We start from the raw sequence: 14640 nt of genomic DNA, 5'->3' as shown, positions 1-14640 counted from the left end.
CGATCAGAGAGCGAACGACGCACGGCCTTCGACCAGTGGCTCCACACCTACAATCACCACCGCGGACACACCGCACTCAACGGCCACCCACCCGCCACCCGCGTCCCCAACCTCACAGGGCAATACACCTAGGCGTCCGGCGCTGCCGCGCCCCGTCCGCGAGGGCGCCCAGCGCCCTCGCTCCGGTCCCGCCGGCCAGGCGCCCCGCGTGGCAGCCGCTGTTCCGCCCAGATCACCTTGCCGCCGCGCCCGTGTCGCGTTCCCCAGCGGGCCGCGTAGCGGGACACCAGGAAGAGCCCCCGCCCGCCCTCGTCCGTCATCGACGCGTTGCGCATGTGCGGCGAGGTGCCGCTGTTGTCGTAGACCTCGCAGATCAGCGAGCGGTCGCGCAGCAGCCGCACCCGGATCGGCCCGGCGCCGTGCCGCAGCGCGTTGGTGACCAGCTCGGTCACGATCAGCTCCGTGCCGAACGAGACCGAATCCAGCCCCCACCCCGCCATCACGGCGGCGACCCTGGTCCGGGCGGCCGGCACGCCCGAGGGGTCGACCGGCACCTCCCACTCCACCACCTGGTCGGGCGCCAGCCTGCGGGTGCGGGCGATCAGCAACGCCACGTCGTCCGTGGGGTGTTCGGGGAGCATCGCGTCCAGCACCGCGTCGCAGGCCCGGTCCGGGTCGGGCGGCGCCTGCGCGAGGGCCTGGCCGAGCAGCGCCAGCCCGTCGTCGATGTCGCGGTCCCGCGACTCCACCAGCCCGTCGGTGTAGAGCGCGATCCTGGCGCCCTCCGGCAGCTCGATCGTCACCGTCTCGAAGGGCATCCCGCCGACCCCGAGCGGCGGGTGGGCCGGCAGGTCGGGGAACTCGACGGAGCCGTCGGGGTGGACCAGCACCGGCGGCAGATGCCCGGCGCGGCCCAGCACACAGCGGCCGTCCACCGGGTCGTAGATCGCGTAGAGGCAGGTGGCGCCGATGATCGGCCCGGTCGGGTTGATCCCGCCGCCGTCCTCCTCGCCGCGCTCGGCCAGCTCGTCGAGCCGCCCCAGCAGGTCCTCCGTCGGCAGGTCGAGCGCCGAGAAGTTGTGCACCGCGCTGCGCAGCAGCCCCATGGTGACGGCCGAGTGCAGCCCGTGCCCCACGACGTCGCCGACGACCAGCGCGACCCGCGCCCCGGAGAGCGGGATCACGTCGAAGAAGTCGCCGCCGACCCCGGCCTGCGCCGGGAGGTAGCGGGACTCGGCCTCCACCGCCGACTGGGGCGGCACCTCCGTGGGCAGCAGGCTGCGCTGGAGCGCCTCGGTCATGTCGTGTTCCCGCGTGTAGCGGCGCGCGTTCTCCACGCAGACGGCGGTGCGCGCGGCCAGCTCCTCGGCGAGGGAGAGGTCGTCCAGGTCGAACGGCTCCGGCCGGTTCCGGCCGCGCCAGAAGCCGGCCATGCCGACGACCACGCCCCGGGAGACCAGCGGCGCGGTGATCAACGAGTGCAGCCCGGCGTCCAGCACCCGCCGGGCGAACGCCTCGTCCCCGTGGCGCCACCACTCCTCCGCCGCGAGGTCGGCGGTCAACACGGTCCGCCCGGTGCGCAGTGCGGCCAGCTCCTCGCTGTCGATCTCCAGCCGGAACGAGGTGCCGACCGGGTGCAGCGGATGCGGTGCCCCGGCCGGGCCGACGGCCGCGCGCCGCACCCGTTCCTCGGCGCCGATCGCCTCCTCGCCGCGCAGCACCGCCTGGGCGAGGTCCACGCTGACCAGGCTCGCGAAGTCCGGCACGGCCACCTCGGTCAGCTCCTCGGCGGTCCGCCGCACGTCCAGCGTGCTGCCGATGGCGACGCTCGCCCGGTAGAGCAGCGTGAGGCGCCGCTGGGCCGCCTCGGCCTGCCCGCTGAGCACCCGCATCTCGGTGGTGTCGCGCAGGGTGGTGACGGTGCCGGGGCGGTCGCCGCCCTCGTGGATCAGCCGATGGTTGACGGTGATCAGCCGGTCGCCCCACAGGTGGACCTCGTCGGTCGCCTCCCGGTCGGAGGCCAGCAGCCGCACCGTCCTGCGATCCAGCCCGAGTTCGTCGACCGGCCGGCCGGCCGCCTCCCCGGGCAGCTGGAGCAGCCGTTCGGCCTCCTCGTTCACCAGGGTCAGCCGCCCGTCGCCGTCGAGGATCAGCACGCCCTCCCGGACGGCGTGCAGCACCGCGTCGTGGTGCTCGTACATGCGGGTGATCTCCGCCGGCCCGAGCCCCCGGGTCTGGCGCAGCAGCCGCCGGCTGACCAGCCAGGTGCCGCCGGTCACCAGCGCGACGGCCACCAGCGCGGCGCCGACGGCGAGCGGCAGTTCGTCGGCGAGCAGCAGGTTGACGGTCCGCACGGTGACGCCGGCGCACACCATGCCGACGACCTCGCCGTCCCCGTCCCTGATCGGGACGGTGACCTGGTGCAGCGGCCCGAGGGTGCCCTCCAGGGACTCGGTGACGGTCTCGCCCCGGCGCACCGGGTCGAGGGTGCCGACGAACTCCTTGCCGATCCGGTCGGTCTTGGGGTGGGTGTAGCGGATGCCCTCCTCGTTGAGGACGACGATGAAGTCGAGGTCGGCGCCCTTGCGGGCGTCCTCGGCGAGCGGCTGGAGCACCCGGGTCGGGTCGTCGGAGCGCAGCGCCTCCAGCATCCCGGGGGCGTTGGCGAACGCCTCGGCGGCGCTGAGGCTGCGCTGGAACGCGGCGTCCGTCTTCTCGCTGCGGGACTGGAGCACCAGCGCAGCCACCGCGGATGCGGCGAGCAGCAGCACGATGACCAGCTGGATCATGAACATCTGGCCGACGACGCTGCGCCCGCTGAACACCGACCCGAAGGCGCGCCGGCGCATCCCGGCGAGCCGGCGGAGGGCGGATGGGAGTTTTGCCCGCATTACTTTACTTTGCACCAAGCTGAGTTCGGGGGCCGCGTATCCGTCCCGGCGGCCTCGTCTACGCTCGGCACATGGCCGACGCACCGTACAAGCTGATTCTGCTCCGCCATGGCGAGAGCGAGTGGAACGCGAAGAACCTCTTCACCGGATGGGTGGACGTCAACCTCACGGAGAAGGGTGAGAAGGAGGCGGTTCGCGGCGGCGAGCTGCTGAAGGACGCCGGGCTGCTGCCCGACGTGCTGCACACCTCGCTGCTCAAGCGGGCGATCCGCACCGCCAACCTGGCGCTGGACGCCGCCGACCGCTCCTGGCTGCCGGTGCACCGCTCCTGGCGCCTCAACGAGCGGCACTACGGCGCGCTCCAGGGCAAGGACAAGGCCGCCACGCTCGCCGAGTTCGGCGAGGAGCAGTTCATGAAGTGGCGCCGCTCCTACGACACGCCGCCGCCGGAGCTGGCGGACGGCGCCGAGTGGTCGCAGAGCGACGACCCGCGCTACGCCGGCATCCCCAGCGAGCTGCGCCCGCGCACCGAGTGCCTCAAGGACGTCGTCCAGCGAATGCTGCCCTACTGGTACGACGCGATCGTCCCCGACCTCAACGCCGGCCACACCGTGGTGGTCGTCGCGCACGGCAACAGCCTGCGGGCGCTCGTCAAGCACCTGGACGGCGTCTCGGACGAGGCCATCGTCGGCCTCAACATCCCCACCGGCATCCCGCTGCTCTACGAGCTGGACGCCGACTACCGGCCCGTCGTCCCCGGCGGCCGCTACCTGGACCCGGAGGCCGCCGAGGCCGCCATCCAGGCCGTCGCCAACCAGGGCAAGAAGTAACGCGGAGAAGCGGCGCGGAGAAGCGACGCGCCCCGCGCCCGTCGACCGCCACGGCGGGGCTCCCGACCAACCCGGCCGAGGGGCCCCGCCGTTGGGTTCTCCGCCGGTCCTGCCCCCTGAGGGTCAGCCCTCCCCGCCGGCCGGGGTCAGCGGGCGCCGGGGCAGCGGGCTGGAGTAGACGACGCTGGTGGTGACCGAGCCGAGACCGGCCACCCGGCCCATGATCTGCTCCAGATGGCGCATCGAACGCGCCAACACCTTGACCACGAAACAGTCCTCCCCGGTCACATGGTGCGCCTCCACGATCTCCGGGGTGGCGTCCACCAGGTCGTGGAACGGCTTGTAGTTGGCGGTCGGATAGCGCAGCCGGACCAGCGCGAGGATCGGCAGCCCCAGCCGCTCGGGGTCCAGCACGGCCGTGTAGCCGGCGATCACCCCGCTCTCCTCCAGCCGGCGCACCCGCTCGGTCACCGCGCTCGGCGACATCGCGACGGCCCGCGCCAACTCGGCGTAGCTGGCCCGCCCGTTCCGTTGCAGGGCATCCAGAATGCGGCGATCGGTCTCGTCCAGGGAAACAGCGGTCATGCCCGATCATTGCCGGGGAAAGGCCGGTCGGGCAAGCGAAAGCCCGTCGATGATCCGTGTTCAGCGCCGATCCGCACGCATAATCTCGCATTCATGAACAGCACCAGCGCCCATGCCTCCGGCGCCCACGCGCCCAGCGCCCCGCTCCAGCACCCGCCGGCCCCGCCCGCCGAGGCCGTCGCCTTCTTCGCCGCCCGGCTCGCCCACCAGGCCGACGTCTCCGACGTCCACGCGGCATTGGAGTCCGGCGCCCCAGGGTTCACCCTGGTCGACACCCGCTCGCCCGACGCCTGGCGCCAGGGACACATCCCCGGGGCGGTCCACCTGCCGCGCGCCGAGATCGCCGAGCGGGCCGGGGAACTCCTCGCCCCCGGCACCGTCGTGATCACCTACTGCTGGGGCCCCGGGTGCGACGGCGCGACCCGCGCCGCGCTCGCCTTCGCCCAACTCGGTTACCCCGTCAAGGAGATGATCGGCGGCATCGAGTACTGGACCAGGGAGGGCCTGCCCGTCGCCGACGGCGATGGCCGGGTCGCCCGCCGCCCCGTCGACCCGTTGACCGCCCCCGAACAGGGCATCGGCTGCGCCTGCTGAACGGCTGCGCCTGCTGAACCGGCCGGCGCGACGCGGGCCCGGCCGGCGCGACGCGGGCCCGGCCGGGCGTCGAGGCCGGGCCCCGCGCGTCAGCCGCAGGCGGCCCCGCACTGGCAGGCGGAGCCGGACTGGCATCCGCAGCTACAGCCGGAGCCGCAGCCGCAGGCGCCCAACACCGGCAACGAACGCCGATCGCCCGGCGCCACCGCTGCCTGGCCGGCCGGCGCCGGCTCCGACGGGTTGGCTGAGACGGCCATGGGAGAGTCCCCTCTGTGGGTTCCGTGGGTCAACGGCGGTGCGTTTCCCCTCACTGGACGCCCTCATTGGACGTCCGCACCACCCGGGAGCGTCAACCGCGCACGGCCGGCGCGCGGGCGTGAAGCACGAGCGCCCCGGGGCGCGCACCCCGGGGCGCCATGGCGCGACGCGCCCCCAGACCCCGGCTCAGCCGGCCGCCTCAGGCACCCGGCTCGGTCGCCCGCTCCGCCTCCGGCGTGAACTCGTCCGCGTGCTCCCCCGTCACCAGGAACACCACCCGCCGCGCGATCGACACCGCGTGGTCGGCGAACCGCTCGTAGTACCGACCCAGCAGCGTCACGTCCACCGCCGTCTCGATCCCGTGGTTCCACCGGTCGTCCAGCAGATGGCTGAAGAGCGTCCGGTGCAACGAGTCCATCTCGTCGTCGTCCTGCTCCAACTGCATCGCCAGCTCGACGTCCTTGGTGAGCAGCACCTCCGTGGCCTTCGCCATCAGCCGCTGCGCCAGCTGGCCCATCTCCAGGATGGTCGCCGACAGGTCGCGCGGCACCGCCGAGTCAGGGAAGCGCAGCCGCGCCACCTTCGCCACGTGCTGCGCCAGGTCGCCGCAGCGCTCCAGGTCCGCGCTCATCCGCAGGCTGGTCACCACGATCCGCAGATCCGTGGCCACCGGCTGCTGCCGCGCCAACAGCGCGATCGCCGCGTTCTCCAGGTCGCGGTGCATCTCGTCGACCTTGTCGTCGGCCTCGATCACGCTCTCGGCCAGCTTCAGGTCGGCGTCCAGCATCGCGGTCGTCGCCCGACCTATCGCCGAGCCGACGAACCGCGCCATCTCGACCAGGCTGTCGCTGATCGCATCCAGTTCCTCGTGGTAAGCGTCACGCATGACTGTCCTTCCTCACCCGGCAATATCCCGGCGCCTGCCCAGACAACACCCCAGCGCATCCCGGCACCAGGCTTCCGGCTCTCACGCTCTGTCCGGAAAGCAGCCGTTTCCGCCCCGCCAAGTGAACCATCGCTGTCGCCAAGGTGAACTCTCCCGGGCGGGTGGACGAGCATCTTCGGTCAGCTCTGTGGCACCGGGCCCGCGCCGCATAACCTGAGGATATGGACGTGAACGCGGCGGTCGCCGCAGTGGCGGCGATCGCCGGTGTGTGCACCGGCGTGGTCGCCATGCTGGCGTTCCGGCTCAGCGAGCGCGAACGCGGGCGTTCCTCGCGCGGCGCCCCGCCGGCCGAGCCCACCCTGCCGCCCGGCGTGGACACGGTGCTCTCCGTGCTCCGCTCCTCGGCCGTGGTGCTCGACGAGAGCGACACCGTGCTCAAGGCCAGCTCGGCCGCCTACGCGCTGGGCCTGGTCAGAGGCGGCCGGCTCGCCGTCGAGCCCATGCTCAAGATGGCCAGGGACACCCGCAGAGACGGCGAGATCCGCCAGCTGGAGCTGGACCTGCCCCGGCGCAACCGCCCCGGCCGCGCCGACCTGCTCGCCGTCTCCGCCCGCTCGGCCCCGCTCGGCGCCCGCCTGGTGCTGCTGCTGGTCGAGGACCTCACCGAGGCCCGCAGGATCGAGGCCGTCCGCAGGGACTTCGTCGCCAACGTCAGCCACGAGCTGAAGACCCCGGCCGGCGCCCTCTCCCTCCTCTCCGAGGCGGTCCTCGACGCGGCCGACGACCCCGAGGCGGTCACCCGCTTCGCCGGCCGGATGCAGAACGAGGCCACCCGCCTCACCAACCTCATCCAGGAGCTGATCGACCTCTCCCGGGTCCAGGACAACGACATGCTCAGCCAGGCCGAGCTGGTCTCCGTGGACGAGCTGGTCACCGAGGCCATCGACCGCTGCCGCCAGCAGGCCGACGGCCGGCAGATCACCATCGCCTCCGGCGGCACCGCCGACCTCTCCGTCTGGGGCAACCGCGGCCAGCTCGCCGCCGCCCTGGGCAACCTGGTGGAGAACGCCGTCAACTACAGCCCGCCGCACACCCGCGTCGCCATCGCCGGCTCCCTGGTGACCTCGGGCGGCGGCGACCTCGTCGAGATCGCCGTCACCGACCAGGGCATCGGCATCCCCGAGACCGACCGGGAGCGGATCTTCGAACGCTTCTACCGCGTCGACCCCGCCCGCTCCCGCGCGACCGGCGGCACCGGCCTCGGCCTGGCCATCGTCAAGCACGTGGCGGCCTCGCACGGCGGCGAGGTCCTGGTCTGGAGCGCCGAGGGCCAGGGCTCCACCTTCACCCTGCGCCTGCCGGAGCCCGGCAGCGCCCGAGAACGCCATCTGGCCGTCCGTCGAGACCGCGACGGCCTCGGCGGCACCCTGCACGAACCCGCCGAGTTCCCCGAACAGGCCGACGCCGACACCGAGGTCGACGGCCAGGGGGACCCCCAGTCCACCCGCACCAACGAAACTGCCCGGGAGGTCCTCCCGTGACCCGAGTGCTCGTCGTCGAGGACGAGGAGTCGTTCAGCGACGCGCTGTCGTACATGCTCCGGAAGGAGGGCTTCGAGGTCGCCACGGCGGCCACGGGGCCCGAGGGGCTGGACGAGTTCGAGCGCAACGGCGCCGACCTGGTGCTGCTCGACCTCATGCTGCCCGGGCTTCCCGGCACCGAGGTCTGCCGCCAGCTCCGTGGCCGTTCCAACGTCCCGGTCATCATGGTGACCGCCAAGGACAGTGAGATCGACAAGGTGGTCGGCCTGGAGATAGGGGCCGACGACTATGTCACCAAGCCCTTCTCCTCCCGCGAACTCGTCGCCCGCATCCGCGCCGTGCTGCGCCGCAGGGGCGAGTCCGAGGAGGAGAGCCCGGTCGCCCTGGAGGCGGGACCGGTCCGGATGGACGTGGACCGGCACGTGGTCACCGTCTCCGGACGCAAGGTCGACCTGCCGCTCAAGGAGTTCGACCTGCTCGCCATGCTGCTGCGCAACGCCGGCCGCGTGCTGACCAGGATGCAGCTGATCGACCGGGTCTGGGGCGCCGACTACGTGGGCGACACCAAGACCCTCGACGTGCACGTGAAGCGGCTGCGCGCCAAGATCGAGCCCGATCCCGGCGCCCCGCGCTACCTGGTCACGGTCCGGGGGCTCGGCTACAAGTTCGAGCCGTAGGCCGCGCCGGAGGACAGAGCACGGGGGCGGGTCGCCTGGCGACCCGCCCCCGAAGTCGTTCCGCGCGACGCTCAGTTCTGCGCGTCGACGCCCTGCTCGCCCTCGACGCCCTGCTCACCCTCGTCGTCCGCCGGCGCCTGTGGGTCCTCGACGTTCTCGTCGGTGCCCTGGTCGGTGTCGGCCTCGGCGTCCTGCCCGGGCTCCTCGGTGCCCTCGGCACCCTCGTCGGCCGGGGACTCCTCCTCGACGGGCTCCTCCTCGACGGGCGGCGGCGCCCACGCCTCGTAGTAGGCGAACGCGCCCGAGGCCGGCACCACGCGGGCGGAGAGGCTGACCTCCCCGGTCTCGCTCAGCACGAAGACCAGACGCTGCGCGTTCCCGAGGCGGACCTCGGCCCCCTCGGGGTCGTCGAGGACGGCCGTCGCGTTGCCCTCGCCGCCCAGGGCGACCGAGCCGCCGGCCGGCACCGTCACGCTGGTCTCGCCCTCGGCCGGGAGCAGCTCCAGCTGCTGGCCCGAGTCGGCGAGCGCGACGGCCCTGAGGGTCTGGTCCTCGGTGCCGTTGTTGATGAGGCGGGCGCTCACGCCGGCCCGGTCCTCGCCCTCGGGCAGGATGACGTTGACGCTCTGCACCTTGATGTCGTCGACCTGGGCGGAGGCGTTGTCCGGGCGGATGTTGTTGGTCCCCGCGTCGTGCCCGGCCCCGCAGGCCGTCAGCGCGAACAGCGGGAACGCGAAGAAGGCGGCGGCCACGCCGCGTCGAAGTCTGCTGCTCACGGCGGCGGCATCTCCTCGGACGGTCTCGGTGATCTACTTCGGCCGCCTCAGGGTACCGACCCACTCGGACGGCCCCGCACCCGGCCCGCCTCCCGCGAAGTGAAATGGCGATCAAGAGGCTTTCCGTTGATCAATTCTTCGGGTCCCCGACACCCCGACCGGCGGCATTCTGTCAACCATGACAAAACGGACAGCTTTCCTTCTTCGGGGGAACTTCTTTCTGTTCTCCGAGGCCCCTCGGGTGGAACTTCGAGGTTTGGCAAACCGGGCCCTCACCTGCGGATACCCGCCGCGCCGCCCCGGTCGAAGCACGTCACGGGCGCCCTTGTCAACCCCCGAGATGCGGTCTGACCTGCGGAAACGTCATTCAAAGGCGCGTTCCGCCGTGTTAGGATGGAGAGCCACGGAAGGGGTACCTGTCACATGACGTTCAAGGTTGGCGACACCGTGGTCTATCCCCATCACGGCGCCGCGCTGATCGAGGCCATTGAAACTCGCCAGATTAAAGGCGTGGACAAGACTTACCTGGTGCTGAAGGTCGCTCAGGGCGACCTCGAGGTGCGTGTGCCGGCAGAAAACGCCGAACTCGTCGGTGTGCGCGACGTGGTTGGGCAGGACGGCTTGGACCGGGTCTTCGAGGTGCTGCGCGCCCCGTACGCCGAGGAGCCGACCAACTGGTCGCGCCGCTACAAGGCCAATCTTGAGAAGCTGGCGTCCGGCGATGTCATCAAGGTCGCCGAGGTGGTTCGCGACCTCTGGCGCCGGGAGCGCGAGCGCGGCCTCTCCGCAGGCGAGAAGCGAATGCTCGCCAAGGCCCGGCAGATCCTGGTGAGCGAGCTGGCCCTCGCCGAGTCCACCAACGAGGACAAGGCCGAGTCCCTGCTCGACGAGGTTCTCGCTTCCTGAGCCTCCTGAGCCCCACACGCCACGCGCTGCCCGGCCCTCGACGACGGTGCCGCCCACGCACCCCGTCGATGTCCCGGAACGTGTGACGCCATAACGTGCTACAGCGCCCGAAGGTATGTATGCCCATGCCAGACCGGGCGCTGTGGCACGTGTGGATCAGTGGTTCACAGGTCAACCGGTTGGCATCCCACCCGCCGATCCCGGATTCTGTCGCCGCTCGTCGTGGTCGTCCACGGCGATCGGTGCCATGAGTGTGCCGGGCTGGTGAAGCTCCGCTCGACCGGTTGTCACGGAAGGGCCAGTCGTGTGAGCCCGGCACGCTCAGGCCATACCCATCACCGCCCCGAGAACAAACCTGCACCGGTCATCAATGTCAGACGTCACACCGTTCATCGAAGAGCCACGCCCGACGCGCGCCGCCGCCGTGATTCCGGCGGCCGGCCTCGGCCTCCGGCTCGGCCCCGGGGCGCCCAAGGCGCTCCGGCCGCTCGGCGGCACGCCCATGCTGGTCCACGCCGTGCGCGCCATGGCCAGGGCCAGGGCGGTCGCGCTGGTCGTGGTGGTCGCGCCGCCCGAACAGGTCACGCTGGTCCGCTCGTTGCTCGACGAGCACCCGCCGCCGCCCGCCGTCGACCAGCTGGTCGTCGCCGGCGGCGCGACCCGGCAGGAGTCGGTGCGCCTGGGGCTGGCCGCGCTCCCGGAGGACATCGGGGTGGTGTTGGTGCACGACGCGGCGCGCCCGCTCGTTCCCGTGGAGACCGTGGACGCGGTCGCCTCCGCCGTGCGGTCGGGCGCCCCCGCCGTGGTGCCCGCGCTCCCGGTGACCGACACGGTCAAGGCGATCGCCAAACCGGGCGCCCCCGGCGAGCCGGAGCCCGTGGTCGCCACCCCCGAGCGCGCGCTGCTGCGCGCGGTCCAGACGCCGCAGGGCTTCGACCGCGCGACCCTGCTCGCCGCCCATGACGCGGCCACCTCCGACCTGGCCACCGACGACGCGGGTCTGGTCGAACGGATGGGCGTGGAGGTCGTGTTGGTGCCGGGCCACGAGGAGGCGTTCAAGGTGACCAGGCCGCTCGACCTGCTGTTGGCCGAGGCCGTGCTGGCCCGCAGGAGGATCAACGATGGCTACTGAGCCCACCGGGTCCGCCTGGCCCGCCGCGCCGAGGCTTCCCCTCGTCGGGATCGGCACCGATGTGCACGCCTTCGAGGCCGGGCGGGAGCTGTGGTGCGCGGGGCTGCGCTGGCCCGACGCCGAATTCGGGCTGGCCGGGCACTCGGACGGGGACGTGGCGGCGCACGCCGCGTGCGACGCGCTCTTCTCGGCGGCCGGGCTCGGCGACCTGGGCGCGCACTTCGGCACCGACCGGCCCGAGTGGGCCGGCGCCTCCGGGACCGCGCTGCTGGCCGAGGCCGCCCGGATCGTGCGCGGAGCCGGCTTCACGGTCGGCAATGTGGCGATCCAGGTCATCGGGGTCCGTCCCAAGATCGGCACCCGGCGCGCGGAGGCGCAGCGCGCGCTCTCCGCTGCGGCGGGCGCGCCGGTCTCGGTCTCCGGCACCACCACCGACGGGCTCGGCCTCACCGGCCGGGCCGAGGGCCTGGCGGCCGTGGCCACCGCGCTGGTGCTGCCCCCGGCCGACGGCTGAGCGTCGGCCGTTCCGCCCGGGCGGTTCCGGACGCGTCACCCTCGCCCCGGGGGGCGCGGCCCACCCGCCGTGCCCACTACTCTTGAGGCGTGACCATTCGCCTGTATGACACCAGCAGCCGGCAGATCCGTGACTTCAGCCCGCTCCGGCGCGGCTGTGTCTCGATCTACCTCTGTGGCGCCACCGTGCAGGCTCCTCCGCACATCGGTCACATCAGGTCGGGTCTGAACTTCGACATCATGCGTCGGTGGTTTGCCTACCGGGGCTATGACGTCACCTTCGTGCGCAACGTCACGGACATCGACGACAAGATCATCGCGAAGAGCGCCGAGTTGGGCCGGCCCTGGTGGGCCATCGGCTACGAGAACGAGCGCGCCTTCGACACGGCCTACGACGTGTTGGGCTGCCTGCCGCCCGACTACGAGCCCCGTGCGACCGGCCATGTGCCGGAGATGATCGAGATGATGCGCACGCTGATCGGCCGTGGCCATGCCTATCCGGCCGACGGCAATGTCTACTTCGACGTGCGGAGCTTCCCGGAGTATCTCCGGCTCTCCAACCAGGAGTTGGACCAGCTGCTCCAGCCGGCCGGCGAGGGCGAGACCGGCAAGCGCGACCCGCGTGACTTCGCCCTGTGGAAGGCGGCCAAGCCGGGCGAGCCCAGCTGGGAGACGCCCTGGGGACGCGGTCGCCCCGGCTGGCACCTGGAGTGCTCGGCCATGGCGCACAAGTACCTGGGCGAGGCGTTCGACATCCACGGCGGCGGGATCGACCTGGTCTTCCCGCACCACGAGAACGAGATCGCCCAGTCCAAAGCCTACGGCGACGCGTTCGCCAGCTACTGGGTGCACAACGCCTGGCTGACCATCGGCGGCGAGAAGATGAGCAAGTCGCTGGGGAACTCCGTGCTGGTCTCGGAGATGGTCCGCCGCTGGCGCCCCATCGTGCTCCGCTACTACCTGGGCACCCCGCACTACCGCTCCGCCATCGACTACAGCGAGGCGTCGCTGGCCGAGGCGGAGACCGCGTTCGCCAGGATCGAGGGCTTCCTCCAGCGCGGCGTCGAGCAGGCCGGCGACGTCGCCCCCGCGGAGACCGTTCCGGACGACTTCGCGGCCGCCATGGACGAGGACTTCGGCGTGCCGCAGGCGCTGGCCGCCGTGCACACCACCGTGCGCCAGGGCAACGCGGCGCTCGCCGAGGGTGACAAGGAGTCGTTGACCGCGCTGCTCGCGCAGGTGCGCGCCATGCTCGGCGTGCTCGGCCTCGACCCGCTCGACCCGGCCTGGACCGGCGCCGGCGAGCGGGGCGCCGAGCTGACCGGGGTGGTCGACACCCTGGTCTCCATCGTCCTCGGCCAGCGGCAGGCGGCGCGCGAGCGCAAGGACTACGGCACCGCCGACGCCATCAGGGACCAGCTGAAGTCGGCCGGACTGGTCATCGAGGACACCCCCAACGGCCCCCGCTGGGAGCTTGGCTGACCGCCGAGCCCCAGCCCCCAACACCACGGAACACGAGACATCCATGCCAGGCAACAGCCCGCGTCCCAACCGTCGCACCAGCAACAAGAAGGGGCCCCAGATCGGCAGCGGCGGCCAGCGCCGCCGAGGACTGCGCGGCAAGGGCCCCACCCCGCCCGCCGAGATGCGCACCGGCCACGCCAAGAAGCGCGCGGCCGAGGTCAAGGCGCGGCAGCAGGCGTCCCGCCAGGGCGCCCGGCGCGGCGCGAAGGCGGCGAACGAGCTGGTGGTCGGGCGCAACCCGGTGCTGGAGGCGCTGCGCGCCGGCGTTCCGGCGAGCGCCCTCTACGTGCAGCAGTTCCTGGAGAGCGACGACCGGGTCACCGACGCGGTCAAGCTGGCGGTGGCCAGGCCCGATCTGCACCTGGTCGAGGCGCCCAAGCCGGAGCTGGACCGGATCACGTCCGGGCTCAACCACCAGGGCCTCGCGCTCCAGGTGCCGCCCTACGACTACGCCCATCCCGACGACCTGTTGGAGGCGGCGGCGGAGTCCGGCCGCGACCCGCTGATCGTGGTGCTGGACGGGGTCACCGACCCGAGGAACCTGGGCGCGGTGGTCCGTTCGACGGCGGCCTTCGGCGGGCACGGCGTGGTGGTGCCCGAGCGCCGGGCGGCCGGCATGACGGCGACGGCCTGGAAGACCTCGGCCGGAACGGCGGCCACCACCCCGGTGGCCAGGGCCACCAACCTGACCCGCGCGCTCCAGGGCTACCAGCGGGCCGGGCTGATCGTGGTGGGCCTGGCGGCGGACGGCGAGGCCGAACTGTCGGACCTGGACGCGCTGGACGGCCCGGTGGCGATCGTGGTGGGCAGCGAGGGCAAGGGGCTGTCCCGGCTGGTGGGGGAGACGTGCGACCTCAGGGTCCGCATCCCGATGCCGGGCGGTGCGGAGTCCCTCAACGCGGGGGTCGCTGCGGGCGTCGCGCTCTATGCGGCGGCCACGCGCCGGGCGTGAACGTGCGCCGGGCGTGAACGCGCGGCGGGTCTGCCGGCGTGAACGGGGCGGGCGCGCGGTGGTGAGGCTAAGGCTCGCGCGCCGGGCGTGAACGGGGGCGCGCGGGCGTGAACGTCCGGCCCGTTGAAACTCGCGCGCTGGTGAACCGCCGTGCGGCGCACGGGAGATGACGTGCGCCGTCGTGTCAACCGCCACGCCGGTGTGGCTTTGACGGGTCGCGGACATACTTTGTCGCCGAGAGGCAGTGTCTTAAGCCTGTGTCACTCGGTTAGATGAGCGTGGACACCAGAACACTCCGCGGCCGACCGATGGACGAGCCGGTGCTGAGCATGGTCAAGGTGCCATGCGATCCGGCGCAGGTCATCGTCAACCACGCCAGCTTCCGGGTGCGACTGGCCACCCCGCCCCCGGTGAGCATCCCCCTCCCCGAGGGCCTGGGCCAGCCCGCGCTGCCCGGGACGTCGGCGGCGCGGCGCCGCCCGCTGGTGTGGAGCGGCCGCAGCGAGCCGGGAGACCGGGCCGCCGGGTCGCTGCTCCAGGCGGTGCGCGAGGCCGGCCGGCCCGAGGCGGCCGGC

The 14640-nt window shown here is 72.6% G+C and carries 13 protein-coding genes and 2 pseudogenes; 11 read left to right on the top strand and 4 right to left on the bottom strand.

What is annotated here, in order from left to right:
• Positions 1–132 (top strand): annotated as a pseudogene (locus tag EBN88_RS22475) (IS481 family transposase); the annotation flags it as partial.
• Here the strand turns inward: EBN88_RS22475 and EBN88_RS22470 are convergent.
• Complete coding sequence (locus EBN88_RS22470; RefSeq protein WP_233580850.1) at positions 129–2891, bottom strand: SpoIIE family protein phosphatase; 2763 nt, start codon at positions 2889–2891, stop codon at positions 129–131. The pseudogene EBN88_RS22475 and the gene EBN88_RS22470 sit on opposite strands and share 4 nt — an antisense overlap.
• A 71-nt stretch (positions 2892–2962) precedes the next feature.
• Between EBN88_RS22470 and EBN88_RS22465 the strand changes: the two genes are divergently transcribed.
• The gene (locus EBN88_RS22465; RefSeq protein ID WP_122185728.1) at positions 2963–3721 is read left to right on the top strand and encodes a phosphoglyceromutase; all 759 of its coding nucleotides are present in this window, start codon (positions 2963–2965) and stop codon (positions 3719–3721) included.
• A gap of 123 nt (positions 3722–3844) precedes the next feature.
• On the opposite strand, the gene EBN88_RS22460 is transcribed toward EBN88_RS22465, so the two are convergent.
• Positions 3845–4306: an Lrp/AsnC family transcriptional regulator gene (locus EBN88_RS22460; protein ID WP_122185727.1), complete on the bottom strand. Its 462-nt coding sequence runs from the start codon at positions 4304–4306 to the stop codon at positions 3845–3847.
• A 93-nt stretch (positions 4307–4399) separates the two neighbouring features.
• Here EBN88_RS22460 and EBN88_RS22455 point away from each other — a divergent pair, with 93 nt between their 5' ends.
• Positions 4400–4900, top strand: a complete 501-nt coding sequence (locus EBN88_RS22455) for a rhodanese-like domain-containing protein (RefSeq protein ID WP_122185726.1) — start codon at positions 4400–4402, stop codon at positions 4898–4900.
• 457 nt (positions 4901–5357) lie between these two features.
• Here the strand turns inward: EBN88_RS22455 and phoU are convergent, their stop codons facing one another.
• The gene (gene phoU / locus EBN88_RS22450; protein ID WP_122185725.1) at positions 5358–6044 is read right to left on the bottom strand and encodes a phosphate signaling complex protein PhoU; all 687 of its coding nucleotides are present in this window, start codon (positions 6042–6044) and stop codon (positions 5358–5360) included.
• Between the two features lie 221 nt (positions 6045–6265).
• On the opposite strand from phoU, the gene EBN88_RS22445 reads away from it, so the two are divergent.
• Positions 6266–7585 (top strand): sensor histidine kinase, encoded by a 1320-nt coding sequence (locus tag EBN88_RS22445; protein WP_122185724.1) that lies wholly within the window; start codon positions 6266–6268, stop codon positions 7583–7585.
• Positions 7582–8262: a response regulator transcription factor gene (locus tag EBN88_RS22440; RefSeq protein ID WP_122185723.1), complete on the top strand. Its 681-nt coding sequence runs from the start codon at positions 7582–7584 to the stop codon at positions 8260–8262. The genes EBN88_RS22445 and EBN88_RS22440 overlap by 4 nt, the downstream gene beginning before the upstream one ends.
• Positions 8263–8333: 71 nt before the next feature.
• Here the strand turns inward: EBN88_RS22440 and EBN88_RS22435 are convergent, their stop codons facing one another.
• Positions 8334–9038: a DUF461 domain-containing protein gene (locus tag EBN88_RS22435; RefSeq protein WP_147472805.1), complete on the bottom strand. Its 705-nt coding sequence runs from the start codon at positions 9036–9038 to the stop codon at positions 8334–8336.
• A 423-nt stretch (positions 9039–9461) separates the two neighbouring features.
• Here EBN88_RS22435 and EBN88_RS22430 point away from each other — a divergent pair, with 423 nt between their 5' ends.
• The 6 genes and pseudogenes from EBN88_RS22430 to EBN88_RS22405 form a co-directional block, all read left to right on the top strand.
• Complete coding sequence (locus EBN88_RS22430; RefSeq protein ID WP_097233172.1) at positions 9462–9944, top strand: CarD family transcriptional regulator; 483 nt, start codon at positions 9462–9464, stop codon at positions 9942–9944.
• A gap of 370 nt (positions 9945–10314) precedes the next feature.
• Positions 10315–11076 carry a 2-C-methyl-D-erythritol 4-phosphate cytidylyltransferase gene (gene ispD, locus EBN88_RS22425; RefSeq protein WP_122185721.1) on the top strand — a complete coding sequence of 254 codons (762 nt, stop codon included), beginning with the start codon at positions 10315–10317 and terminating at the stop codon, positions 11074–11076.
• Positions 11066–11590, top strand: a complete 525-nt coding sequence (gene ispF, locus EBN88_RS22420; RefSeq protein ID WP_122185720.1) for a 2-C-methyl-D-erythritol 2,4-cyclodiphosphate synthase — start codon at positions 11066–11068, stop codon at positions 11588–11590. The genes ispD and ispF overlap by 11 nt, the downstream gene beginning before the upstream one ends.
• Before the next feature lie 89 nt (positions 11591–11679).
• Positions 11680–13071, top strand: a complete 1392-nt coding sequence (gene cysS / locus EBN88_RS22415) for a cysteine--tRNA ligase (protein ID WP_122185719.1) — start codon at positions 11680–11682, stop codon at positions 13069–13071.
• Between the two features lie 43 nt (positions 13072–13114).
• The gene (gene rlmB, locus EBN88_RS22410) at positions 13115–14065 is read left to right on the top strand and encodes a 23S rRNA (guanosine(2251)-2'-O)-methyltransferase RlmB (RefSeq protein WP_122185718.1); all 951 of its coding nucleotides are present in this window, start codon (positions 13115–13117) and stop codon (positions 14063–14065) included.
• Between the two features lie 308 nt (positions 14066–14373).
• Positions 14374–14640 (top strand): annotated as a pseudogene (locus tag EBN88_RS22405) (hypothetical protein); the annotation flags it as partial.

Source organism: Streptomyces triticirhizae (assembly GCF_003696235.1).
GTDB lineage: Bacteria > Actinomycetota > Actinomycetes > Streptomycetales > Streptomycetaceae > Streptomyces > Streptomyces triticirhizae.
The sequence above is the reverse complement of the archived record's forward strand: the minus strand, read 5'-3'. Positions and strand labels throughout refer to the sequence as shown.

What these genes read in the sequence shown, in the direction of transcription:
- EBN88_RS22470 (WP_233580850.1), bottom strand. Translation starts at nt 2,891, where the DNA reads ATGCGGGCAAAACTCCCATCCGCCCTCCGCCGGCTCGCCGGGATGCGC.
- EBN88_RS22465 (WP_122185728.1), top strand. Translation starts at nt 2,963, where the DNA reads ATGGCCGACGCACCGTACAAGCTGATTCTGCTCCGCCATGGCGAGAGC.
- EBN88_RS22460 (WP_122185727.1), bottom strand. Translation starts at nt 4,306, where the DNA reads ATGACCGCTGTTTCCCTGGACGAGACCGATCGCCGCATTCTGGATGCC.
- EBN88_RS22455 (WP_122185726.1), top strand. Translation starts at nt 4,400, where the DNA reads ATGAACAGCACCAGCGCCCATGCCTCCGGCGCCCACGCGCCCAGCGCC.
- phoU (WP_122185725.1), bottom strand. Translation starts at nt 6,044, where the DNA reads ATGCGTGACGCTTACCACGAGGAACTGGATGCGATCAGCGACAGCCTG.
- EBN88_RS22445 (WP_122185724.1), top strand. Translation starts at nt 6,266, where the DNA reads ATGGACGTGAACGCGGCGGTCGCCGCAGTGGCGGCGATCGCCGGTGTG.
- EBN88_RS22430 (WP_097233172.1), top strand. Translation starts at nt 9,462, where the DNA reads ATGACGTTCAAGGTTGGCGACACCGTGGTCTATCCCCATCACGGCGCC.
- ispD (WP_122185721.1), top strand. Translation starts at nt 10,315, where the DNA reads ATGTCAGACGTCACACCGTTCATCGAAGAGCCACGCCCGACGCGCGCC.
- ispF (WP_122185720.1), top strand. Translation starts at nt 11,066, where the DNA reads ATGGCTACTGAGCCCACCGGGTCCGCCTGGCCCGCCGCGCCGAGGCTT.
- rlmB (WP_122185718.1), top strand. Translation starts at nt 13,115, where the DNA reads ATGCCAGGCAACAGCCCGCGTCCCAACCGTCGCACCAGCAACAAGAAG.